Origin of the sequence: Flavobacterium adiutor, assembly GCF_048282555.1 — a bacterium.
Lineage (GTDB): Bacteria > Bacteroidota > Bacteroidia > Flavobacteriales > Flavobacteriaceae > Flavobacterium.
Map to the genome: position 1 here is coordinate 1,783,573 of NZ_CP182487.1, position 26,110 is coordinate 1,809,682.

Consider the following 26,110-nt stretch of genomic DNA (forward strand, 5'->3'; position numbering starts at 1 on the left):
CGTTGGTTTTTATAATCTCACACAACGTTCCCGGGCTTGGCGAAGGTGGCGATTTTCACCACAAATGTTGATGCGGAGAACCAAAATTTGATTAACCACAAATGTGTCTGCGGAGTACTGAACCGCCACTTTTGCCAAACGCCTGTTGAACTAAACCTTCGGTAGCACTTACCGTGATTTCGTACCTTACGAATATAATTAAATTCGGTAAGATATGACTACAAAAAAAAGAATGTTGAAGAATTAAGAGAAAACAAAATTCTCAACCAGGCTAAACGAGAAGTTCCAGGATTTGAGGAACTCATCAATCGTTTTGAACGTACTATTTCGGTATTGGGTAGAAGTCAAAGTACTTTTAATAATTATTCTCGACATGTTGCTTCTATATCATTGTATTTTGGGAAAATCCCAACGGATTTAGATCCTGAACAAGTACAAGATTACTTGTTTTACCAGCAGAAAAAGTCCAAAACCCCTTCACAAACTTATTTCAAACATTGTGTTTATGGTCTTCGCTTTCTTCTAAAATCAGAAGGCTTGCCTTATGAGTACTTGCGTTTACCGTCCATAAAACACGAGAAAAAACTACCCGTTGTTTTGAGTAAAGAAGAAGTTTGGAGCATGCTTCAAGGGGCTAAATTACTCAAACACCGCATTCTCATTGGATTGCTTTATGGTTGCGGATTGCGTTGTATGGAAGCACGTTCTGTACGATTACAAGATTTAGATTTCGATAGAAAGCAACTCAAAGTAGTGCAAGGAAAGGGTAAAAAAGACCGCTATGTTCCTTTATCGGTTCATTTAATACGAGGGATTAAAAAATATATCGAAGCCGAAAAACCACAAGATTACCTTTTTAATGGGCAACCTTTGCCTAATGGAGCAGGAGGTGATTTTGACAATCGGTATTCGCAACGAGGCGTGCAATGGGTAGTGAGGCAAGTGGCCAAGGCATCTGGTGTCAAAAAAGAGGTTCACACGCACACACTTCGGCATAGTTATGCCACGCATTTACTCGAAGATGGCATGGATATTATAACCCTCAAAGACCTTTTAGGACACCAAAACCTAGAAACCACTTTGGAGTATTTACAGATTGCCCAACTTGCTAGCCAACAAAAGTTTAGTCCCCTTGATACTCTTTTTGCCCAATGCAGTCGCTCTTTGAAGTAGCCGATGTGCTTGGAAAGTTAGGAACAAGACTTGAATATTTAGGCTTAAATACTTGGCAACTTCGCACATTGTCTGCTCTTAAAAAATGTAGAACCGTTCAAATGGGTGGTCATATTGATGCCTGTGATAGTTGTGGTAAGATATCGATAAGTTATAATTCTTGCCGCAACCGACATTGTCCCAAGTGTCAAGGTAACAAATCAGAGCAATGGATAGATGCCAGAGAAAGCGAACTTTTGCCTGTTCCTTATTTTCATATGGTTTTTACCTTGCCCGACAGCATTAATTCCTTGGCGATGCATCAGCCAAAAATGGTGTATGACAGCTTGTTTGAAGCGACTTGGGAAACGCTTCAAAAATTTGGCAAAGCCAAAGAAATACAACTGGGAATGATTGCTGTTTTGCACACCTGGGGACAGCAGTTGAGCCTTCATCCGCACCTGCATTGTATTGTGCCTGGCGGAGGAATCGATAAAGAAGGACAGTGGAAAAACAGCCGAACAGACGGCAAATTCCTGTTTCCTGTCAAAGCTTTATCGAAAGTGTTTAGGGCTAAATATTGCCAGAAACTCAAAGCAAAAGAGCCTATAAAATACGAGCAAATCCGGCAGGATTTATGGCAGAAGCCTTGGGTAGTTTTTGCCAAAAAGCCTTTTGGAAGTCCCAATTCGGTGGTAGAATATCTGGGCAGATACACTCATAAGATCGCCATTAGCAATCATCGCATTAAAAGCATTGATGCCCAAAATGTAACTTTTGATTATAAGGACTATCGTCAAAATGGCTTTAGAAAACAGATGACACTCACACATCGGGAGTTTATTCGCCGATTTGCTTTGCATATTTTGCCCAAGCGCTTTGTCAAGATTCGGCATTATGGTTTTTTGAGCAGTACTTGGAAGCGTGGGAAGCTAAAGCTTTTGCAGGAGAAACTCCAAGTTAAAGTCTTGGAAAAAGCGGATAAAAAGCCTTTTTTACCCAAATGTCCGTGTTGCAAAACGGGCAATTTGTATCGGATAGCAGTTTTTGACCAGCGTGGTCCACCTGCTTGGTATCTTGGCGGTAGCCAAAACCCAATTCCCCGTGAAAGTTAATTTTACGGGTAAGGGAATTTATGTCCTAAGGTGAAGGAAAACACGACAAAACCATCTTTGAAACCACTTCAAAAAAAGAGGACACTAAATCCTCTTGAAATTCTCTATCAAAACTTTACGATAACTCCATAGGGATGGATGTTGAGCGGTTCCGTTCAACACGGGCTTCATTGTTCGTGCTTCGCACGCAACGAATCCCTTGCTGTTACCTGCAGTGCTTCTGTCCTTAGTATGGTAAATTAACTTTATAAATTACTCTCATTTTGTCTCCAACGGTAATAACATTGTCAAAACGTATTAGATTGCCGTAATTGTTTTGTCCTATAATGTCAATTGTTTTAAAGTCTGCTGTCTGTGCTTGAATACGCCAAAATTTGGTATCTTTAGGTAATTCAATTATTATATTCTTTTCATATTCCATACAAATGTCCGGCAGATTTATATCTTCACTACCAACTTCTTTAAACTCTTGTATTGTCGCACCAAAATAATAGGTACAAGGATAGCCCCAAGTGTCAAATTTTGCTTTTAAAAGTTTTCCGTCCTCTAAAATATCAAGTGAGTTAAAACTTGTCCAAGGACAACCTTGTCCATTTGCACCTTGACTGTTGGCGACTTTATTTATGTATCTTTTGTTATCAGGTAGTCTTACTTCCTTTTCTTCTGGATAATGTATTATTGGTTTACTTTCTTGGTGGTGATTTTGAGTTGTATGGCTATATTGGGTAAATGGTGTCTCGGTAGCTACCCAATCAAACTTCGGACTTGTATAACTTAGATGAACAGAACATATTTGTCTTGGAAGCACAGTTAAAGTAACGGGTAAACTGAAATCTTTAAGTACCCAATTCTTTATAATAAATCCCTTTTTTGTTTTTGTTTCAACCGTTATATTAATTTTAATTTGAGAGTTTTTTCCATCCGAAGTTAGATTGTTAATTGTCGGATATGAAACAATAAGTTCACTTTCACTTGCCGATAATTTATTTTCAGAAAAATTCGTAATTACTGCACCATTAATTGTCAAAGACTTAATTCTTGATTCGTATTTATCTGAATTAAAACCAAAACCAATACCCATAATTTTAATACGATAGTCTGCTTGGTCTTGTTTTAGTTGAGTTATGCCGTCAACTCTTTGAACAAAAAAGTTGCTTTTTGCCCATGGAGCAACATCACCGACAACCTTTTTTATGTCTACGACCATTGCGTCCTTTAATTCAAAAGTAGCACTTGTCATTTTCTCAGCCGTAAGTCTAAACGATTCAATTTGGTTTAATAGTTTTTGATTTTCACTGCTCAGTTTGCTAAAAGTTTTGTCCAAATCCTTCTCAAGCAGCAGATTTAGGTTCTTTGTTGTCACATCTAATTCATTAGATGTTTTTGCAATTAATGCATTACCTGTACTATTCGCATTGCTCATCAATTGGTTTGCTGTAATCTCAAATTTTTTGAGAATGTTCTTTACATACTCACCACCTGCTATAACGCCTATTACTCCGGTTTGAGCAAAAGTTGTGGTTGCCAGTAAAAGCAAAAAAGGAAGAATTATTTTTTTCATTGTTTTTTTCATTTGTTATTAATTTTCATTTTAGTTGTCTTGTCGAGTCTTGCAGCATTGCAGGTAACGTTTTGTGGCTTTGCGAGGTGCGGAACTCGAAATGCCTATTGTTTATATTTTTCACTGTACTCCGCAAGTACAAAATTCTGTTTGTTTTAGCCTTTAGCCCGCATCTTGCAAAACCGCTGTTGGCAAATCGGCTTTATTTTTTTTTTTCCAAATACATTAAATTCTTTTCTTACTTTTACAGCTTACTTTAACTCAAAATATGAAGGAAATTATAGACTTTTTCAAATCTCTCAATCTTTATTGGAAACTTATATTACTTTCATTTACTATTTTGAACTGTTTTTGGGTTATACCTTTTATATTATTTAAACCCGAAATATTTTCATATCCTTTTTATGCTCAATTTTCTTTAATATTTTCACTTTCTTTTGTTTGGTTATTTATTAATTTAATACTAACCTCTTGGTTTCTACTTATAGTAGATGATAAATATACTACCTATGGTATACCAATTTCAAATGTTATAGCTGTTTTTTGTCTTTGTATTTCTGTATTAATAAGCTATTACTTCAATTTATGTTTTAGGTATTTTTTAATACTTTCTTTTTCGTTTGTGATATTTATAATTTTATTAATACCAACATTAGCTTGGATAGCAAGAACATTAATAAAAAAGTTAAACTCAAAAGCATAAACAAAAAGTACATTGATTTTGATATTTTGTGCTTATTTACTTTATAACAAAGAAAGAATACAAGAGTTAGAGATATAATAAAATAAATCATTTTTGTTTAGTTATTTCTAAACGTCTTTCTTAAACGGCTCGTCATAAGCTGTTTGCCAACTAATTTATATGCGAATAAATTTAGCCTGTTTTATACTATATTGGCATGTTATGCGCATGTTTTGGTTTGTGTTTTTGCGTTTTATTGCATTACAAAAATAAAATTATTTCTTACATATCGAAGGGATTGATGATTTTTTGTAATGAATTGCTAGATACATGTGTGTAAATCATAGTTGTTTTTGGACTGCTATGTCCTAATAAATCCTGAATATATTGTAAATCGGTTCCTGATTCTAACAGGTGAGTAGCAAAACTATGTCGTAAGGTATGTAAACTAATCCTTTTTGTAATTCCGGCTTTTCGGGCTGCTATTTGCAAAATGGCTTGTGCACTTCGGCTGCTATATTGTTCTTTAAATTGTCCTTCAAATAAATACAACTGAGGTTTGTATACACTGTAACATTCCCGTAACAAAAGAAGAATTTTATTGGATAATAATGTATAACGGTCTTTTTTTCCTTTCGCATTTTTGATGTGTATTAGCATACGCTGACTATCAATATCAGTAAGTTTCATATTGATGGCTTCACTGATTCTAAGTCCGGCAGAATAAAGTAATGCCAGTAATGTTTTGTGTTTTAGGTTAGTGGTAGAATCGATAATTCGCAATACCTCTTCTTTACTCAAAATGTTGGGTAAAGTTTTTGCATTTTTAGGACGAAAAATTTCTTCAGGGATTATTTTTCGGGATTCAATAATTTTAAAAAATAATTTTACAGCATTCACAATCTGATTTTGATAGGAAGCCGAAAGGTTATTTTTTAAAATGTAATCGTTATTATATAGTATGATATGCTCATTTGTGATTTCGGAAACAGGAAGTTCCCGATGAAAAACCAAAAAGGACTTTAAAGCTTCAGTATATGTTTTTACAGTATTGGAACTATAACGTCTGGAAGTGAGCTAATTACTGAATTTTTGGATAGCTAAAATCCCTTCCTCTGATGGTAATGATAAATAGGCTGCGGGTATTTTAAAATGAATCCGGTTCTGTTCATTGTCCGGTAAATGCCAGACTTTTAAGGTTTGGCTCCATTTTGCGCCTTCAAATTGTTTGATGCGCGCAATCCATTTTGCATTTTTTTCAAAGTAAATTGCTATTCGGAGTTCTTTTTTATGGAGGATTAATTTGGATGACCAATTCATTTTTTTAAATTAAAATACGGGGTAAATATAAGAATATTCTGCTTTATTTTAATTTGGATTGATGTTTATAAATTTAATTTTGACAATCTTTTTGTATTAAAAAGTGAAGTTTATTATAAAACCAACTGCCGCATGAGGGATAGCAGCGGTATCTTTTTGTGAAGAGAAACGGAACAAAAAATTTAGCGAATAGCCCGACCCGCTTTTTCTGCGGGGCATGCCATAAAAAAATCCGATCTGCTTATCGCAAACCGGATTTCTTAAATTGAAAATTATATGTAACCGTAAACGGCTATTGATTATAAGTGAATTACTTCGCCATAAGCATCTGCAACCGCTTCCATAACTGCCTCGCTCATCGTTGGGTGAGGGTGGATCGATTTAAGGATTTCATGACCTGTAGTTTCCAGTTTACGGGCTACCACTGCCTCAGCAATCATATCTGTAACGCCTGCACCAATCATGTGGCATCCTAACCATTCTCCGTATTTCGCGTCGAAAATTACTTTTACGAATCCGTCAGCATTTCCGGCAGCTTTTGCTTTTCCTGAAGCTGAGAACGGGAATTTACCAATTTTTAATTCGTATCCTTTTTCTTTAGCTTGTTTTTCTGTTAAACCAACAGAAGCGATTTCTGGAGTTGCATACGTACAACCCGGTACGTTTCCGTAATCGATTGGCTCTACGTGTAAACCTTTGATTTTTTCCACACAGTTGATTCCTTCAGCAGAAGCAACGTGAGCCAAAGCCTGACCCGGAGTTATGTCTCCAATGGCGTAGTAACCAGGAATGTTGGTTGCATTGAAAGCATTTACTAAGATTTTATCACGGTCAACAGCAATACCTACTTCTTCTAAACCGATATTTTCGATGTTAGTTTTGATTCCAACTGCAGAAAGAACGATGTCTGCTTCCAGGATTTCTTCACCTTTAGCTGTTTTTACAGTTGCTTTAACACCAGCTCCTGAAGTGTCAACTTTTTCTACAGAAGAATTGGTCATTACTTTGATTCCCGCTTTTTTCAACGATTTTTCAAATTGTTTTGAGATGTCTTCGTCTTCAACCGGTACAACATTTGGCATGAATTCTACAATCGTAACGTCTGTTCCCATTGAGTTGTAAAAGTGAGCAAACTCAACTCCAATAGCTCCTGAACCTACAATGATCATAGATTTTGGCTGTGTTGGCAATGTCATTGCCTGACGGTATCCAATTACTTTTACACCATCCTGAGGTAAGTTTGGCAATTCGCGCGAACGGGCACCTGTTGCGATGATAATGTGATCAGCGCTATATTCTGTAACTTTATTGTCTTTATCGGTAACGTCAAGTTTTTTTCCAGGTTTCAATTTTCCGAAACCTTCAATAACGTCGATTTTGTTTTTTTTCATCAGGAAAGTAACCCCTTTGCTCATTCCTTCAGCAACATTACGGCTGCGTTGGATAACTGCCGGGAAATCTTTATCGAATTCAGAAACGGTTAATCCGTAATCAGAAGCATGTTTTAAATAATCAAAAACCTGAGCCGATTTTAATAATGCTTTTGTTGGGATACATCCCCAGTTTAAGCATACACCACCTAAGTTTTCTTTTTCAACTACGGCTACTTTAAAGCCTAATTGTGATGCTCTGATGGCTGTTACATATCCGCCGGGACCACTTCCTAAAACAATAACGTCGTATTTCATTTTTTTGGGTTTTAGTATTAACTACTGAAAAATGAGATCATATTTCCGAAACTCATTTTCCGATTTATTCTTTTGTTATTTGTGCTTGCGAATTTAATGATTTATTTTAAAAAACACTTGTAAAATTGTTTTTACCATTGGAAATTTTAATCTTTTCACAGAAAATGAGGGAATTGTTAATTGTAAATTATGAATTATGAACTGTAAATGAAAATTTTGAATATAAATCTGAAAAATCAAAATGTTTCAAAAAAACAAAGTCTAAGGGACTTTTACAGTTCTTAGACTTTGCTCAGTATGGGATCATTAAATAATTTACGATGATGCATTTGCTATTAAATTTTTACATGTCCCCAGTTTTCTCCGCTGGCTATGCGTCTGATCTGCATTTCGCTTACGCCAAATTGTTTAGCAATCATTTTAAGTCGTGTTTTTTGCTCGGGGCGGGCTAATATTTTTTTGATCAGCATGACTTTTGTAGTAGTTAGTTTTCTGCCGTCTGATTTTATATTATGTTCAATAAGATTCTTTTTGGCCTGAATAACGTGCGGGCTTTTACGGCTGTGCGCTATCATTTCTTCTCTGGTAGCCCAGCGCAGGTTGTTCACATCATCGTTGTTTCTGACATAATCCAGATGAAGGACATAGGTTTGTTCTTCAGATTGTTTCGGAAGGAAATACTGGGCAACTAGTTTGTACAGAAAAAGGTATTTATTGACAATTTTATCACCTTGTCTGATTTTGAACCGAAATGTTGGATATCCGTCGCTCAGGCCGCCTTTTAAAAGACGTCCGTTTTGGATCTCATCGGTAAAGCTAACTAATCTTCCTTTATTGGAAATAGCATATCTAAATTGTAGAGATGCATTAATATCTATTTCTTTAAATTCTTCGTTTGGATAAAATCTAATCTGTGGCATATTCTTTTGCATTAGTAATTCTATTATTCCAAAGATACAATTTCAAAGAAAACAAAGCTATCTGATTGATTATGAAGTGTGAATTTTATGATTCTTATAACGCTTTTTTAACTTTTAAAAAGAATATAGGTTCTATTAGTCAGTCAAAATTCAGGAATTAATAGTATTGACTGCTTTTTATATATTCTGGGATATATTTCAGGGTGAAATGACTGATTTATTGGTCAAGCCAGTTTTTAAAATTATTTATTTCTTTTTTACTGATGATAATAGGATCATTTTCTATAGCGGGAACGGTAATAATGAGTTCTATTTTCTGATTAGAATGTTTTACAACTTCCTTAATGATATTTCTGCTTACGATATATTTCCGATTTACTTTGAAGAATAAAAAAGGATCAAGGGAGTGAATTATATCTGTAAGGGTGTTATTGTATAAATAGCTGTTTCCGGATTTTACATAAATAAATAAATGTTTTCCGGATGCAGCAAAATAAGTGATTTCGGCTTCGTTTACCGATATTAGTTTATAGCCATAATTGACTAAAAAATGACGTTGTATTTTATTTGTTTCCGGATTTTCAAGGGCAACAAGTGATTGTAAGGTGTTGTCTGAATTAAAGCTATCCTTGATTTTTTTAAATTTGATTAAAGCTTCTACTAATTCTTGTTCTTCAAAAGGTTTTAAAAGATAATCAATCGTAAAATGTTTGAAAACAGATATAGCATAAGAATCATAAGCCGTAATGAATATAACAGGGCAGGAGACAGTTGCTTTTTCAAAAATTTCAAGACTTTTTCCGTCGCCAAGGTGAATGTCCATAAAAGCAAGGTCGACATTGTTTTGGGTAAAAAAGGCGACAGCTTCTTTTACAGATTTTAACAGTGTAATTTCGGTAATCTGCAAAATATCCTGTTGTTGTAAAATAGATTTCAGATAACTCGAAGCCAGGTATTCGTCTTCAATAATAGCAATTTTCATTTTTCCTTTCAACTATAATAAAAGTTTCATTTTAGAAATGAAGCTCTGATTTGATTTTACAAATATAACTGACTGAGATTTTTTTACAATATCTTTTTTTAGGAGTTTACAGAATTCTTAATTATTTAAATTTTGTTTAGTTTTAAAAGTAAAAAAAAGACCCAGTTGAAAAACCGGGCCCTTTTACAAAAACAATAGGTAATTAAAGATTAGGATTGTTTAATCTTGCGTTAGCAGGGTAAACAATGGTATATCGTGGATCGTTTTGTATTAATGTATAATTTTCTCCATTAAAAGTGTGAACGATTTGCTTTTGTGAGGTTCGTCTCAAGTCAAACCAACGGTGTCCTTCAACTGCAAATTCACGCTGTCTTTCAGCATAGATGAAGTTGGTTAAATCGGCAGCATTCATAGCATTGATATCGTTTTCAAGCTGTGTATAAGCTACGGCTGTATATCTGTTTTTGATGAAACTTAAAATAGTAGTTTTTGCATCAGAAATTTTATTCAGTTTTAATGCTGTTTCTGCTTTTGTTAAATACAACTCAGAAGTTCTGAAAGAGCATTTTTGATCGTCATTACCTCCTTTTTGGATTCTCACACGACTTCCACTTCCTGTAAAATAAAGTGGATAACGTAAATCTGTAGTTTTATTAAAGGCACTGATTAGGTCTGATGAAGCATAAGAAGTACGTTTAAGACCATTGATATATCCGTCTTCAAGAGCTAAAATGGACTCTAAAGAGTTGTATTTAGTAGCCAAAACCGGAGTTGTTTTTAAGTCAACCAGTGTATTGTTGATTGCTAAAGCTTTAGTTGTTGCATCAAATGATTTTTGCCACTGTTGCTGGTATAAATAAATACGGCTTTCGAAAGCGTATAATGCTGCTTTAGAAAAACGGTAATTTTTGCCTGTTGGCTGGATATTTAAATTAATTAATTCTTCAGCCTTGTTGGTATCAGAAATAATTTGATTGTAAATTACTTCAACGCTTTGTGGTACAAATACTTGCTCTAAATCAATTTCTAAAGCCAGAGGAACTCCCTTGTCAGAAGCAGCAGTTACAGCATTGTAAGTCTTTCCAAACAGGTTAATCAAATCAAAATATGCCATTGCTCTCAATGCATAAGCTTCTCCAATTAGCTGATTTTTGTCTGAAGAATCAGTTAGTTTTGATGATGCATCGTTGATGATAACATTAGTGTAAAAAATTACATTGTACAATGCCTGATACTGAAAAGCTGTTGTAGCACGATCCGGATTAGCATCTTTCCAGATATAAATATCTTTGTAAAGGCTAATTTCATCTCCAAATTCATCCATTGTTAATTCGTCAGTACGAACAGCTGTTAATGATTTGTGTTCAGGATAGGCATCATATCCTCTCGTTAAAACGGCACGATAATCATCTAAAGTTTCCGGAATAACACGTCCTACCGGTTGAATATCTAAATAATCATCGCAGCTTGTTATCGCTAAGGTAGCAACAAAAAGCACTATATATTTTGAGAATTTTTTCATCTTTAATTGTATTAGAAAGTTACGTTACACCCTAAAGTGAATGATTTAGGAACTGGTTGAGCATAAATATTTCCGAAAGTTTCAGGATCAAAGTAACCCTTGTAATCTGAACTGATCACGAATAAGTTTCTTGCCTCTACATTGAATCTAATGCTTTGAATATTGATGTGATCTGTAAAAGCTTTTGGGAATGTATAACCCAAACGCATACTGCTTAATCTCATATAACTCATCTCACTAGCCCATGTGTCTAAATAATTCATTGTTGGGATTGCATTTCTTCCAGAGAAGTACTGATATGCCATCCATGAATCTCCAGTACCAGATGTCTGACTTGTGATTCCAGGTAAATTAGAAGATGTATTAGTTGGTGACCATGCATCTAAGATGTCTCTGCTGTAATTTTGTCCTCTGTCAACCTGAGTTCCGTTGTATGGAGGTGTCTTTACTACAGTTTGTTTTAGATTAAAAGCTGCTGCAATAGTAAGGTCGAAATTCTTTACTGTAAACGTATTGGTAATACCACCTGTAAACTTAGGATCTTTGTCTCCTAAATAAACAAATAAATCTCTAAATTCAGCCGAAGTTAATTTGGTGTCAGAGAACTCCCCAGGGAAGAAATCTGCCCATACGTCATATAAACCAAAGAAAGTCTGTGCATTTACTGTTTCTCCTTGTTTGTTTACAAATAAAGGATAACCGTTTTCATCAATTCCGTTTGTTTTAAATCCAAATACAGCATTTACAGGACGTCCTTCTCTGTTTGGCATAAAATCACTATCGCGGACTTGTACACGGTCTATGTTACTCTTGTTATGAGAAAAGTTAATGCTTGTATTCCATTTAAAGTTTGGATGTTCAATGTTTTTTGTAGACAAAGTGATTTCGTAACCTTTGTTACTTACTTGTGCCCAGTTCATAGAGGTGAATTCAAAACCGTTTTCTAATGGAAGTGCTCTTGTTCCAATTAAATCTGTACTTTTTCTTCCGTAGAAATCTGTTACAATACTGATACGGTTATTAAAAAGACCTACATCAGCACCAAGGTTAACATTTGAAGTTTTTTCCCAACGTAATTTATCGTTTGGAGGGCTGGTTACCGAAATAGTAGGCTCTGATTGTCCCGGAAGAATAATTGCTGTACCGTTAGTACCTACTACATACGGCGACGTATTTTTGTCTATGTTTCCTTGTAAACCGTAAGAAGCACGAAGTCTTAGGTTTGAAAGTGTTAAGTTTTCTTTTAAGAAGTCTTCTTCAGAAACTGTCCATGAAGCAGATGTTGACCACAATGGTAAATATTTATATTTTGGGTCTACACCAAATAAATCGGAACCGTCATATCTGACACTACCAAATATACTGTACTTTCTTGCATATGTATAAGAAGCTGTTGCAAAGAATGATGCAAAAGCATTTTCATTCTTAGCTTTAGCATAGGTTATCCAATCTGATTCTTTAGCCATACCTGCATTTGGGAAAACAATTTGCTGCGTTGTTAAATTCTTTTCGTTAAAACCAAATCCTTTAGTTGCAATAGATGTTGAATAATTTCTTCTTAATTCATTACCAACCATGGCTTCAATTTCGTGTTTCTCTCCTAATTTTTTTGAGAAATTTGCCATTGTTTTCAGGTTATACTGAAAAAAGTCTGTATTTGAATTTTGCATAACACCACCAACCGGAAGAAAATATTGCTGATTTCCTCCGCTAAAATAACTGGATTTTTCTCTTAGGTTTCGGGTATAATAAGTGTCTTTACCAGCAAATTTTTCGCTGGCTGAATTATCTAATTGTAAACCTAACTGAGAAGTTAATTTTAAATCCGGAGTGATTTTGTATTCAGCATCCAATAAAGCTTTTACAGCTCTTGTCTTTAATTCGTGAGAAGTATTTTCTCTTTCTTCTAAAAAGTTAAAAGGTACTTTTCGCTCTGAATAACCTACAATATCATCATCGTATTTATAACTTCCGTCAGCATTATATGGAGTTAAATATGGATTTACATTTCTGGAATAAGTTGAAGGGCTTGTAAATGCATAAGAATCTGTTAAGTAAGAAATATTTTTGCTTTCAGAACCAAAAATACCAACACCCACTTTGAATTTGTCCGTTATTTCAAAGTTATTTTTTAAGGTTAAGTTGTAACGTTTGAAACCAGTTCCAACCGTTGTTCCTTTTTCATCGTAGTATCCTAAAGAGAAATAGTAATCCGATTTTTCTCCACCGCCTGATAAGCTCAAACCGTGCTGTGTATTCACTGCATTTTGGTATAATAAGTTACCCCAGTTTGTATTGTTATTTCTTAAATCATTGATAGATTGTTGTGTCGCAGGACTCAAAGAAGAGAATCCGCCTGATCTGAAAGCTGCTAATTCATTTGATCCGTTTAAGATACGGGCAATTTCTCCGCCTGAGTCTCTGTAAGTCAAATCAGAACGACTTGCCATGTTAAGTTCTAAATCGACTTTTTCACTTGCGCTCATTAAGTTTAATTTAGCAAAGTCAGGTCTTTGTGTAATAAATACGTTGGTGTTAAAATTAACAACCATTTTACCCGCTTTACCTTTTTTAGTAGTAACAACAATTACCCCATTTGCAGCACGTGCACCATAAATAGCTGTTGCAGCGGCATCTTTTAAAATGGTAATATCTTTAATGTCATCAGGGTTTAAACCAGAAATAGAGTAGTTGCTTAATACATCGATGTTATCTTTGTCAAAGTTCTTAGGAACTTCATTTCCTTCTAATGGCAATCCGTCAAGTACCCATAACGGATCTTGTGTACCGCTTAGAGAAGCTGTACCCCTGATTCTGATTTTTGCAGGTGCTCCAGGCGCTCCAGATGGAGTACTTACAGCAACACCAGCAATTTGTCCTACCAATAGTTGGTCAATGCTCGAAACCCCAGTCTGCTGGATAGCAGCCATGTCAATTTTACTAACGGCAGCAGTAAGTTTTCTTTTCTCGATTTTTTGGTAACCTGTAACCACAACTTCCTGCAGTTTTGCTGTTTCAGATTTTAAGTTGATAGTATAATCTCTCTGTGCAGAAAGATCTAAAGTATAGGAAACATATCCCATAAAGGTTACTCTCAGTGAAGTTACATTTTTGGCTATTTTTAATTGAAATTTACCATCAAAATCTGTAGTAGTTCCGATTGTTGAACTTTGTATAATTCCAGCCATTGAAGTTTTGTTAGAAATGGAATTGTTTTCAACAAAAATAGAAGCTCCCGGAATAGGGGATTTGTCACTTTCGTCCAGTATTATTCCCGTAATGGTTCGGGTTTCCTGCGAATATCCTGCGATGCACAGGAAAAGCAGTAAGGCATGTAAAATTTTTTTCATGTTTTTGGATTTGGGTTATGTATTAAAAAGTTGTATTATTCAAAGCTTTTTCGATTCTTTGTATCAAATCGAGGTAATGATTTTTGGTGGACTGATCACCTGTGCTTTTCTTCATTTTTAATAATTGAAGCACTTTATATAATTCTCCTTTTTTGTCAGAAGTCACTTCTGTAACTCTCTTTAAAAAAGATTGATTGATATTTCTAACCTTATGCGTGTCGTCTAAAGAACATAAATGAGGCATTTGCAATGTTTCTTGTATGTTGATTATTTTTTTTGGATCTGTTTTTTCGAACAATTTATTTGTAGAAACAATCAAAATATCTACATAATTTTTCTGAGTCATACGTTCCAGAATCGATAAAGATTTGTTTTGAATCGTTCCTGAAAATACACTTTGGTGCATTTTTAAAAACAAATCATTTACAGTAAAAACCTTTTCTGTGGTTTTATTTCGCTGGTATAATTCGTTTTCTGTCATTCGAAGCAAACGATCATCGCTTAATAAATTATACATGGCGTCGTATTGTAATTCTCTCGAAAGGGTATAAGGAGTATATTCAAAAGGACCTATCGGAGAATCTCTTAACGGATTGGTCTTGTCTAAAATGTCATTAAAAAACAACCATTTTGGCATTGTGATTAAATTTTTTACTAAATAATCTGCTGCTCTTTTTTGCATTGAAGCGGCAACCGGAATGTAACTTTGCTTGTTATCACCATGAACAGTAGGATTTAAGTAAACGCCGCCAATATTATTTATCACATGAAAATTGTACATTCGCCATTGACCAATAGCTCCAATATATAATTTACCCGTCGCGTAATACGTTTCATCTTTCTCATAAGTCCAGTTGACGATATTATCAACAACACGTTTAAGATTTTTTAAGCCATATTCACTTGCCTTAACAGCATCGTTTCCTAAATCTTCAGACTGAGAACGAGGGTCAATTATGCTTTCCTGCTGTTCACCATAAAAGTAAATAGGGTCGTTTTGATGTTTTGTAATTAATGCGTTTAGTTTTGTTGTTTCGTTTTCGTTAGGCGGATACCATCTGTAACCCCATTCTATAGCATATTTATCATATTCTCCAATTTTTGGAGTAATAACACTAACATTATCTTCTGGCTGTGCGATGTAATTATAACGCGCATAATCCATGATAGACGGTGCTGTTCCGCCCATTTTTGCTGTAAACTCTTTAGATCTTAAAGATTCAACATCATAAGCAAAAGAAGCACCCATATTATGTTTAAGACCAAAAGTATGACCCACTTCGTGAGACGAGACAAAACGAATTGCTTCTCCCATATGTTCGTCACTAAATTGGTTTCCTCTGGATTTCGGATCAATTGCGCCAGTCTGAATACGCATCCAGCTCTGAAGTGAAGTCATTACATTATGCCACCAGATAATGTCTGACTCGATAATTTCGCCGCTTCTTGGATCAACAACCGATGGCCCCATAGCGTTTGATTTTGGAGATGCCACATAAGTAATAACTGAATAACGTACATCATCAATATCAAAATCTAAATCTTGTTCAGTAGGTTCTTTTGCAATAATGGCATTTTTAAATCCCGCTCTTTCAAAAGCAGCCTGCCAATCGTGTACCCCGTCAATAATGTATTTTCTCCACTGCCTTGGCGTAGAAGGATCGATGTAATATACGATTGGTTTTTTTGGCTCTACTAATTCACCTTTCAAATAACGTTCTTCATCTTCTTTTTTAGGTTCTAAACGCCAGCGTGTAATCAATTCTTTTTCAAGCATTGCCTGCTGTGCATCGGCAAAATACCAATGCTTTTCGGTAAAGAAACCAATTCGGTTATCAGAAAAACGTGGTTTCATTGGAGTTTTATCCAATAAAATAATATTGCTTGTAACGCCAAGGGTAATCGATAAAGTCGGTCCTCCTTCGCTTATAGTAGTTGTAAGTTGTGATTTTACAATAATGTTTTTAGGAAAAGATTTTACTCCTTCAATATAGGATAAGTCAGATTTTACAGAACCATTTAAGCCAATGTTGTTCAATACATCATTAAAGCTTTTTTGTTTTCCGTCAAAAATCTTGTTTACTTTAATTACAACAGCGCTAGAATCGTTGTTTTTGGTTTCAATATCAAAAACCTCAATTATAGATTCAGAGAAATTATCCATAACTGATGCTGTGATGACATCTTTTTTAGGGGAAGAGACTTTAGGTTCGTAAGATTTAACCCAGACTTTCTTAGCAATAGTGTCTTTGTAAAAGGAAATGATTTTGTTTTCGTAATTCATTCCTTTGTTAAAACCACGATCGTTAATTTCGTAAGGAACCTGAGATAGTTTATTGACAACTAAAAATTCTCTTTTAAATAAGCTGTCCTGAATTTCAAAATAAACATCAGTTTTAACCTGAATGATGTTGAATAGTCCTTTTTTAATTGTTCCCTTTTTTATGAGGTCATTATATTTTTTACCTTTTTTGACTTCAGTAGAATCTTTTTTTATCAATTCAGTCGGTTCTTTTTTCTTTTTCGCTTGAGCAAGAATACTAACAGGAATGAATAATAATAAAATTAGTAAGCAGAATAATTTTATAGTATGCAGGAATGCCTTTTCCCTCATTTGTTGTTAATTTTAGGTTAATTCTTGTGCGAAACTATTTGTTTCATACTCAAATAAAAAAGGAATGGGAGTGAATGGCTTATTTTTGGGAGTGAATGGATATTAATGGCAAGACACATACGAAATTGCCGTCTTTTTCTGAGGTATGAAAGTTGGTTCTGGAATAAAAAGTATAGATACTCGACAGGTATTTTAAACCAAAATTAGTACTAGGTTCTCCATGAGTCTTTTTTTGAAGATTATTGGTAATGATGACCTGTTCTTTCTGAATTAAAATTTCGGTAATGAGAGGACTTTCCTGTGTCGCCATATTATGCTTAATCGCATTTTCAATCACTACCTGAAATGCCAGATAGGGAATAAATTTTTCTAAAGCAGTTTCGTCTTCGATTTTTACAGAAAAAAATAATTCTTCCTTAAAGCGTGTCTGCTGTAAAAAAATATATTTTTCGATAAATAGTAATTCATCTTTAAGCGGAACGATATTCTTTTTTGGAGGATCAATTAAATAACGATAAATACGGGATAAATTCAATGTGAATTTCTGAGCTGTTTTTACATCACTTCCCACTAACATATAAAGAGAGTTAAGCGAATTAAATAAAAAGTGCGGATTGATCTGCTCCTTTAATTGCTGAAGCTGTATCAGAGCTTTTTCTTTTACAATTTTTTCATTTTCTACACGAAGTCTGTTTTTTTCTTTAATCGCAATTCCTTTTTCTCTATAAGCACGTCGGTTGGCATACGAAAACAAATAGAAAATTAACAGAAGCATAACCGTTGTAATCGAATAAATCCATGTCGAATATTTTTTTATCGACGTTACATTTTCATCAACAACATTTTTTGGAAAATTAACACATATAAACCAATGTGAATTTCTAATGTCTAATTTTTTGGTAAACCGGATAACGTCCAATTTTAAATATTCAGACATCGTAACTCTTTTTACATAATCTTGTTTTTTGGTAAAGATTGTATCGATTGAGCGGGTAGAAGAAATCTCATAAATATTTTTTCCTATAAAATTTGATTCAGGATGATAAATACATCTTCCTGATTGATCAAAAATAAAAGCATAATTACTAGTCGATCTAACGTCTAAAGTAGAAAAATAATCAAGAAGCTTTTTTAAGCTGATGTCGTAGCCATAACGTACAGTTGTGTTTTTTGAAGCGAGTTTGAAATAAATTCTCCAAACCCATTCTTTTCCCTGAGGAATAATAACGCTGATATGCTCTTGATCTTTATTTTTTTGAATAAAATCGGTTACCTCTTTTTTTACTACATCGGAAATCGAATCTGTTCCAAACTGAATTTGATGATCGTTAATCTGAAACCAATTATCTGCTACTAATAAATTGGTGTTCTCTACCGAAGATAAGATATGTATGTTCGAAGCCAGATCTTCAGGTTTGCTTATTTTTAAAACATGTTTTATTCGGTTTTCCTGCTCCAGAAATTTTGAAAATTCATATGACATGAATTCTTGCTTTTTTAGGAAGTTACGCTGCGCCATATCTTCATTTGCTTTTTCGGTAAGATCGGTAATTAGATTACTGATCATATAAACAGAAGAAACCGTAATGAGAATAGATACGATGACGTAAATTACGAATGCACGTTGTGAAGTTATTTTTTTTAATTTAAATTTCAAGTGAACAATATAAAAATACGAGTGTTTTAATTAGCAACCGAAAATTGCGAGTCATAAAGGTTTTTGTAATAACCGTTAGTTTTGGCTAATAATTCCTGGTGCGTCCCTTGCTCTACTATCAGACCTTTGTCCATGACCACAATTTTATCAGCGTTTATAATAGTGGCCAGACGATGCGCAATCACAATAGAAGTCCTGCCCTTGGTAATCGTTTCTGTAGCACGCTGAATCAATTCTTCTGAATACGTGTCAATTGAGGAAGTCGCTTCATCTAAAATCAAAATACTCGGGTTGCTTACATACGAACGTAAAAAAGCAATCAATTGCCGCTGACCAGATGAAAGCATAACACCACGCTCTTTTACGTCAAAATCATAATTATCCGGCAGGCTCATAATAAAATCATGAACACCAATTTTTTTGGCAGCATCAATTACCTGTATGCGTGAAATTTCAGGATTATGAAGTGTAATATTATTATAAATCGTATCGGCAAACAAAAAAACATCCTGAAGAACAACCGCAATCTGTTTTCGCAAAGAAGCCAGAGTGTAGTTTTCTATATTGTGTCCGTCGATAAAAATACTTCCGCTGTTAATTTCATAAAAACGGTTCAGTAAATTAATAATAGTTGATTTTCCGGCTCCTGTTGAACCCACAATTGCAATTGTCTGACCTGAAGCGACAGAAAGATTAATACCTTTTATTACTTCCTCTTCCGGAATATAGCTAAAACGAACATCTTTGAATTCTATGCTTCCGTTAAAATCTGGAGCTTCAATTGTTCCTGTGTCCTGAATATGATCCTGCGTATCAATAATGTCAAAAACACGATTGGCAGCGATCATCCCTAATTGCATTTCATTGAATTTATCCGCAATCTGACGTAACGGATTAAAAAGCATTCCAATGAACATCGTATAAGAAAACAGATCTCCGAAAGTCGTAAAATTGTCTCCGTTCAGAATTTTAAATCCGCCAAAAACAACCACTAAGCCTAAAGTGATAGAAGAAATAATATCGGCAATAGGGAAGAAAATCGAGTTGTATAAAATCGTTTTGATCCAGGCAACACGGTGTTTTTCGTTGATTTTTTTAAAGTTTTCTGCTTCGATTTTCTCACGGTTAAACAGCTGAACGATCTTCATTCCCGTTACGCGTTCCTGAACAAACGAATTCATATTAGCAATCTGTGTTCTCACTTCTTCAAACGCCACCTGCATTTTACGTTGAAAAATTCGGGTAACATAAACCAGAATTGGCATCGCAACAACTACAATCCAGGTAAGTTTCCAGTTCATGTAAAACATAAAAATCAAAACCACGAGCATTTTCATCAAATCACTTATAATCATAAACAATCCCTGACTGAAAATACGGGCAATCGATTCAATATCCGAAACAGATCGGGTTACCAATTGCCCAACCGGAACCAAATCAAAATACTTCATTCTAAAGCTTAAAATATGTTTGAAAAGCTTATTCCGAATGTCTTTTACAATATCCTGACCCAGCCAGTTCGCCCAAAAAACAAAATAAAACTGAGAGAATACTTCCATCAGTAAAACAATTCCCATCAGGATAATGTACATCAGCAAACCATGTTTATCATGCGTTTTAATGTAGCCGTCAACAGTTTGTTTCAGTAAGTAGGGACGAAGGGCAGCAAAAACCGATAAGGATACTGCAAAAAGAATAACGCCGTAATAGCGCCATTTGTAAGGTTTAGTATATTTTAGGATTCGCTTAAATAATCCGGTGTCAAATGCTTTTGCTTTCATTTATTTTAGGAGCTGATTCCTGCTTTTCACTTCAATCTTTTTTGTTTTTAATGAAAAAACAAAAAAGGATTTCCGTTGCAATCAGGGCTATTTTATAATGTAATCGTAATTAATTTCGGTTAAATATAAACCATGCGCCGGAACCGAAAATCCCGCCTTTTCTCTGCTTTTACTGGCAATTATGCTTTCAAGATCAGTCAGCGAAATTTTATGCAGACCTATATTTACCAAAGTTCCAACTATGGCCCGTACCATATTTCTCAAAAAACGGTTTGCTGAAATGGTAAAAACCAATTTGCTTTTTTCTTTTTTCCAGTATGCCTCAAAAATCGTGCAATCAAATGTGCTGACATCTGTATTGACTTTAGAGAAGCACTGAAAATCGGTATGCGTTAATAATATTTTTGCCGCTTCATTCATCAAATCAACATCTAATTTTTGATTCATATACCAGCTTAGTCCCTCTAAAAACGGATTTTTAACTGTATTGATATGGTATTCATAAGTTCTTTTGGTAGCGTCAAACCGGCAATGGGCGTCATCATGAACTAAAATAATGTCAAAAATGGCAATGTCTTTTGGTAAATACGAATTGAGTTTATGTACCAAAACCGGAACATCAATAGACTTTTCAAAATCAAAATGCCCGTACATTTCTGAGGCGTGAACACCAGTATCCGTTCTTCCTGCGCCCATTACATTTATCTCAGAATTCAGTAAAACAGAAAGTGCCTTGTTTAAGGTTTCTTGTACTGAAGAGGCGTTTGGCTGAAATTGCCAGCCATGATAATGGGTTCCGTTATAAGCAAATTGAATAAAATATCTCATTTGAAGTGCAGAGGTTCTAAGGTGCAAAGGTACAAAGGTTTTTTCTTTTTACAGGACAAAGATGCAAAGGTTCAGAGATGCAAAGGTTTTTCATCTCGTTTATTTTGTAAAGAAGCACAGTATTGCGTCTAACTCCAGATTAGAAATTCATACTTATATTAGGTATAATATTTTGATATAAATGAAAAATAGATTAATATCCATCAGAATCAAATCCAAAAACAAAAATGTATAGCCATAGTATTTTAGCATCTCAGAAACTTTGTTAAAATCCTTTAAAACCTAAAATGCAAATCATAGTTTGTTTGGCTAAAAATCGTGTCAGAAATTGACAATTCCAACGATATAATTGAAACTATTTTTTAACATTTTTAGGCATAAAACGCCAAATGTTAATTTTAAAAATTTTTAATTTTAACAGGAAATATTTCTCTTATGTTTGTAGTCTAAATAACTAATAATCATGAATGAAATTACTTCTTACTGGTGGATAATTTTAATTTTATTTGCCATTGTTTTTTACAAATTTATTTTGCGTGTTTTCTTCGGAATGGTTATCGTTCCAGAAGACAGAATTGGTCTAGTGACCAAAAAATTCGTTCTGTTTGGTGCAGACAAATCATTGCCAGACGGTCGTATAATTGCCACTAAAGGCGAGGCGGGTTATCAGGCACAAACATTGGCGCCGGGTTTGTACTGGGGAATGTGGATCTGGCAATATTCAATCGATATGACCGGATTTACCCTTATCCCGGAAGGTAAAATCGGATTGGTTTTAAGTAAAGACGGAAAAGAAATTCCAACCGGACGAATCCTGGCCAGAAAAGTAGAAAGTGATAATTTTCAGGATGCTACAGCTTTTCTGAACAATGGAGGTCAAAAAGGGCGTCAGACAGCTTTTATTACCACAGGTTCGTATCGTATTAATACTTTCCTGTTCGAAATTGTAATTGCAGATCAAATCAAGATTTACGAAAACATGATTGGAATCGTAACGGCACTTGATGGAGAGCCGATTCCGCAAGGACAGATTGCAGGGAAATTTGTCGAAGACCACAATAATTTTCAGGATTTTGATAAGTTCTTGGAGCATGGCGGAAATCGTGGTTTACAGCCTCAGGTTATGCTGGCAGGTTCTTATTACATCAATACCTGGGGAATTTTAATTGAGCAAAATCCAATGACTGATGTGCCAATTGGGTATGTTGGTGTTGTGATTTCGTATATTGGTGAAGATGGTCAGGATGTTACCGGGGATACTTTCAAACACGGAAATATTGTTTCAAAAGGACAGCGAGGTGTCTGGATGGAGCCTTTTGGACCGGGGAAATATGCCCTGAATAAATACACCACAAAGCTGGAACCGGTTCCGACAACAAATCTGGTACTAAACTGGGCAAACGCACGAAGTGAATCGCATGATTTAGACAAGAATCTTTCTACAATTACGGTTCGTTCAAAAGATGGTTTCCCATTCAATCTTGATGTCGCACAAATTATCCACGTTCCTGCAGCTGAAGCACCAAAAGTAATTGCGCGTTTTGGAAGCATGAATAATCTGGTTTCTCAGGTTCTGGAGCCTACTATTGGTAACTATTTTAGAAATTCCGCTCAGGACAGTGATGTAATTTCGTTCCTGACAACCAGAAAAGAGCGCCAGGAATCGGCTAAAAACCACATAAAATTAGTTCTTGATGAATATAACGTAAATGCAGTTGATACCTTAATTGGAGACATAGTTCCGCCAGATTCGTTGATGAAGACTTTGACGGATAGAAAATTAGCCGAAGAAGAACAAAAGACATATCAAACCCAAAAAATGGCACAGGAACAGCGCCAGGGTATGGAAAAAGAAACTGCCATCGCAGATATGCAGAAAGAGATTGTTCGTGCTTCTCAGAGTGTCGAAATTGCACAAAGAACTGCTGATGCAACCGTGAAAAAAGCAGAAGGAGATGCAACCAGTTTGAAACTGAATGTAAATGCTGAAGCCGAAGCTACAAAAATGCGTGCAAATGCTGAAGCTGAGGCTACAAAAGCCAGAGCAGGAGCACAGGCCGAAGCAACTAAACTAAATGCCAGTGCTGAAGCCGAAAGAATCTCAAAAACAGGTTTAGCTGAAGCCGAAAAGATTATGGCAATTGGTAAATCAACAGCTGAAGCATATCAGCTTCAGGTGAGTGCAATGGGTGGAGATAACTTTACCCGTTATAAAGTGACCGAAGAAATTGGTAAAGGAAACATCAAAGTTATTCCGGACGTATTAATTTCCGGAAGCGGAGGATCTGATGGTTCTATCAGCGGTTTATTGGGTTTGAAACTAATGGAAATGATGGATACTAAAGACACGAAAGATCTGAAAGACGTTAAAAAGCCAAAGTCCTAAAAACCAATAATTTATTTTAGCATATAATCTAGAGATGCAAAGAAGTGCGTCTAACTGAATCGTCCTGGAATATAAAAATCCGATTGTGAAAGCAATCGGATTTTTTTGTTGAATAACATAGTATTGAAAATCTCATTATCTTAGCCTGCCAGAATCTTAGTTTCTCAGAATGAAAAAAATCCTCCTCCTTTCCGATACGCACAGTCATATTGATGATACTATTTTAAAATATGTTGCCCAGGCTGATGAAGTCTGGCACGCAGGGGATATTGGAGATCTGTATGTTACGGATTCTATCAAAAAATTAAAACCGCTTCGTTGTGTTTATGGAAATATAGATGATGCGCAAGCCCGGTTGGAATTTCCGCTCCACAATCGGTTTTTTTGTGAAGAAGTTTCAGTTTGGATGACGCACATAGGCGGATATCCCGGAAAATATAATCCTGCTATTAGAGAAGAAATGCAAAACAATCCCCCAAAATTATTCATTTGTGGGCATTCGCATATTTTGAAGGTGATGTTTGATAAAAAAAATAACCTGTTGCATATGAATCCCGGTGCAGCCGGTAAAAGCGGTTTTCATCAGGTAAGAACAATGTTGCGCTTTGTAATTGAAGGGGATAAAATAAAAGATTTAGAAATCATCGAAATAGATAAAAGAGTTTAGATTTTGGTAATCCAAAACAAAATGACTATGAACTTAACAATAAAGACTAGGAAACTCAATCCTCAAGAGGAATCGTTATTTTAATGGAAGTTCCTTCATTAATCTTTGATTTTACATCAAATTGACCATTAAGATTATTTATTCTGGCCTTAATCTGATTAAGTCCAAATCCTTCAACAAAATTAAAGTCGTTAATATCAAATCCTTTTCCGTTATCAGTTATTTTGATAATCAGATCTTTATGGTTTTCTGTTTCTGACAATGAAACTTCAGCCCGGGTGGCCTCGCTATGTTTTATAATATTATTTAGTAGTTCAGAAATAATAAAATAGAGTCTGGTTTCAAATTTTTCAGCATATCTTTTTTTACTTGAAATAGTATTCTGATATTCAAAATGCAATGTAGAATTGGAATATTTTTCGCATAAATCATCCAGAGCATATAATAATCCGAAACGGACCAATAAAGTAGGAAGAAGATCATGCGAAAGATCTCTTACTTTGTCATGTGTTTCGTCCAGAATGAATTTTGTTTTTATGATTTCATCAGGAACAATCTTGTTTTGAGATAAAAACACATTCAAATGCATACCTGCGGATGAAAGTGAAGCACTGATGGTGTCGTGCAAAAATAAAGCAACTTTTTTTCGTTCGCTCTCCTGTCCGTCAATACTGGCATTAATTATATTCTGGTGTATTTTATTCTGAATATTTTTTATCCTGTTTTTTTGTTTCAGTTTTGTGTTTTGATAAAAAAAGTAAAAAAGAATAGTGATGATGAGAAATAAAAAAACAATAATGCTGAATGCCTTTTTATGTCGGTACTGCTCTTGTAGCAATACTTTTTGCTTGTTTTTGTATACTGTTTCTATTTTGTCAACTTCCCTTTTAAATTCATCCAGTTCAAGATTAACGCCGGCAAGTTTTGTTTTTTTTAGTTTAGCTAAATCATCAATTTCATTAGTAAGCCGATTAAATTCGAGTATATTTTCATAGGCTTTTTTATAATTCTTATTTTTAAATAAAAATGAAGCATATTTTTGATGGGCTACCGATAAATCAAACTTCTCATCACTTTTATTTCCTAATGCAATTGCCTTCGAGAAATAAAAATTTGCTTTTAGGGTATCATTTACATGGTCATAATAAATCCCATTTAACATATTAAAGGCAACCTGTGTTGATTCATCTCCATGTTGTTTAAATTCATTTATATATTTGAAATATTCTAAACTTTCTTTGAAATTTCCTACCTCAAAATAGGCCCAGGTAATATTGAGTTTTCTAAGGTATATTTTAACTTTATCGGATGCTTTATTACTGTATTCAAGAGCTTTTTTGTAATGAAAGATACCTTGATTATATTGCTTTTTTTCAAAAAAACAGATATTAGCTAAATTGTTGTGAATTTTACTTTTTAAAATATTATTTTCTGTTTTATTAATATAATATAAAGCTTTTGTATAAAATGGATATGCTTTATCAAGCATAAGTAAGTCATCAAAATTTACTCCTATTAGGTTGTAGCACCTCGCAATTAGATAATTATCATTAATAGCAATAGCATTTTTTAAAGCATTCCTGGATTGTCTCAATGATTTTTCATAGTCATGTATTTTCCAGTTTTTAGTCGCATCTGTTACTAATTTCTCAATTTCATTTTTAGGAAGGATTTTGTTTTGAGAATAAAAATTGCTGCTAAAACAAATTAGTAAAATAAGCGATAGAAAAATAACCCGGACTTGATGCATTTACAATATAGAATTATTTGTGTGGTTTGTTTTACAACATTTTGTTTCAAATTTAATAATTAAATTTATTCTTATTAAAAAAAAATATATTATTATTGTAATGAAATTATTATAAGGTTTTAAGGTTGAATTACT

At 34.5% G+C, this 26,110-nt stretch carries 17 protein-coding genes and 1 pseudogene; 4 read left to right on the forward strand and 14 right to left on the reverse strand.

What is annotated here, in order from left to right; genetic code table 11:
• Positions 1-333 precede the first annotated feature (333 nt).
• Positions 334-1,173, forward strand: a complete 840-nt coding sequence (locus ACNC7R_RS07930) for a tyrosine-type recombinase/integrase (protein WP_417940394.1) — start codon at positions 334-336, stop codon at positions 1,171-1,173.
• Entirely contained in the window at positions 1,152-2,267 is a 1,116-nt protein-coding gene (locus ACNC7R_RS07935; RefSeq protein ID WP_417940395.1) for an IS91 family transposase, read from the forward strand. The genes ACNC7R_RS07930 and ACNC7R_RS07935 overlap by 22 nt, the downstream gene beginning before the upstream one ends.
• A 226-nt stretch (positions 2,268-2,493) precedes the next feature.
• Here ACNC7R_RS07935 and ACNC7R_RS07940 read toward each other — a convergent pair whose 3' ends face one another.
• The 13 genes and pseudogenes from ACNC7R_RS07940 to truA all read right to left on the reverse strand — a co-directional run bounded on the left by ACNC7R_RS07940 (position 2,494) and on the right by truA (position 21,172).
• Positions 2,494-3,840, reverse strand: coding sequence for a hypothetical protein (locus ACNC7R_RS07940; RefSeq protein WP_417940396.1), 1,347 nt, complete (start codon positions 3,838-3,840; stop codon positions 2,494-2,496).
• Between the two features lie 952 nt (positions 3,841-4,792).
• A complete protein-coding gene (locus ACNC7R_RS07945; RefSeq protein WP_417943153.1) occupies positions 4,793-5,311 on the reverse strand; it encodes a tyrosine-type recombinase/integrase in 519 nt (172 codons plus the stop codon).
• Positions 5,312-5,374: 63 nt separating this feature from the next.
• A pseudogene (locus tag ACNC7R_RS07950) lies at positions 5,375-5,572 on the reverse strand (phage integrase N-terminal SAM-like domain-containing protein); the annotation flags it as partial.
• Positions 5,573-5,587: 15 nt separating this feature from the next.
• Positions 5,588-5,830 carry a hypothetical protein gene (locus ACNC7R_RS07955; RefSeq protein ID WP_417940397.1) on the reverse strand — a complete coding sequence of 81 codons (243 nt, stop codon included), beginning with the start codon at positions 5,828-5,830 and terminating at the stop codon, positions 5,588-5,590.
• A 299-nt stretch (positions 5,831-6,129) separates the two neighbouring features.
• Positions 6,130-7,518: a dihydrolipoyl dehydrogenase gene (lpdA, locus tag ACNC7R_RS07960; protein ID WP_417940398.1), complete on the reverse strand. Its 1,389-nt coding sequence runs from the start codon at positions 7,516-7,518 to the stop codon at positions 6,130-6,132.
• A gap of 335 nt (positions 7,519-7,853) precedes the next feature.
• On the reverse strand, positions 7,854-8,438 hold the full coding sequence (locus ACNC7R_RS07965; protein ID WP_417940399.1) for an NUMOD4 domain-containing protein: 585 nt from the start codon (positions 8,436-8,438) through the stop codon (positions 7,854-7,856).
• Positions 8,439-8,655: 217 nt separating this feature from the next.
• On the reverse strand, positions 8,656-9,420 hold the full coding sequence (locus ACNC7R_RS07970) for a LytR/AlgR family response regulator transcription factor (protein ID WP_417940400.1): 765 nt from the start codon (positions 9,418-9,420) through the stop codon (positions 8,656-8,658).
• Positions 9,421-9,622: 202 nt separating this feature from the next.
• Positions 9,623-10,942 carry a RagB/SusD family nutrient uptake outer membrane protein gene (locus ACNC7R_RS07975; protein WP_417940401.1) on the reverse strand — a complete coding sequence of 440 codons (1,320 nt, stop codon included), beginning with the start codon at positions 10,940-10,942 and terminating at the stop codon, positions 9,623-9,625.
• A gap of 11 nt (positions 10,943-10,953) precedes the next feature.
• Complete coding sequence (locus ACNC7R_RS07980; RefSeq protein WP_417940402.1) at positions 10,954-14,292, reverse strand: SusC/RagA family TonB-linked outer membrane protein; 3,339 nt, start codon at positions 14,290-14,292, stop codon at positions 10,954-10,956.
• Positions 14,293-14,314: 22 nt separating this feature from the next.
• On the reverse strand, positions 14,315-16,906 hold the full coding sequence (locus ACNC7R_RS07985) for a zinc-dependent metalloprotease (RefSeq protein WP_417940403.1): 2,592 nt from the start codon (positions 16,904-16,906) through the stop codon (positions 14,315-14,317).
• A 79-nt stretch (positions 16,907-16,985) separates the two neighbouring features.
• On the reverse strand, positions 16,986-18,563 hold the full coding sequence (locus ACNC7R_RS07990) for a histidine kinase (protein WP_417940404.1): 1,578 nt from the start codon (positions 18,561-18,563) through the stop codon (positions 16,986-16,988).
• A gap of 26 nt (positions 18,564-18,589) precedes the next feature.
• A complete protein-coding gene (locus ACNC7R_RS07995; RefSeq protein ID WP_417940405.1) occupies positions 18,590-20,344 on the reverse strand; it encodes an ABC transporter ATP-binding protein in 1,755 nt (584 codons plus the stop codon).
• 87 nt (positions 20,345-20,431) lie between these two features.
• Positions 20,432-21,172, reverse strand: a complete 741-nt coding sequence (gene truA / locus ACNC7R_RS08000) for a tRNA pseudouridine(38-40) synthase TruA (protein ID WP_417940406.1) — start codon at positions 21,170-21,172, stop codon at positions 20,432-20,434.
• A 463-nt stretch (positions 21,173-21,635) separates the two neighbouring features.
• Between truA and ACNC7R_RS08005 the strand changes: the two genes are divergently transcribed.
• On the forward strand, positions 21,636-23,558 hold the full coding sequence (locus ACNC7R_RS08005) for an SPFH domain-containing protein (protein ID WP_417940407.1): 1,923 nt from the start codon (positions 21,636-21,638) through the stop codon (positions 23,556-23,558).
• A 169-nt stretch (positions 23,559-23,727) separates the two neighbouring features.
• Positions 23,728-24,225: a metallophosphoesterase family protein gene (locus tag ACNC7R_RS08010; protein ID WP_417940408.1), complete on the forward strand. Its 498-nt coding sequence runs from the start codon at positions 23,728-23,730 to the stop codon at positions 24,223-24,225.
• 55 nt (positions 24,226-24,280) lie between these two features.
• Here ACNC7R_RS08010 and ACNC7R_RS08015 read toward each other — a convergent pair whose 3' ends face one another.
• Complete coding sequence (locus ACNC7R_RS08015) at positions 24,281-25,975, reverse strand: tetratricopeptide repeat-containing sensor histidine kinase (protein ID WP_417940409.1); 1,695 nt, start codon at positions 25,973-25,975, stop codon at positions 24,281-24,283.
• Positions 25,976-26,110 lie beyond the last annotated feature (135 nt).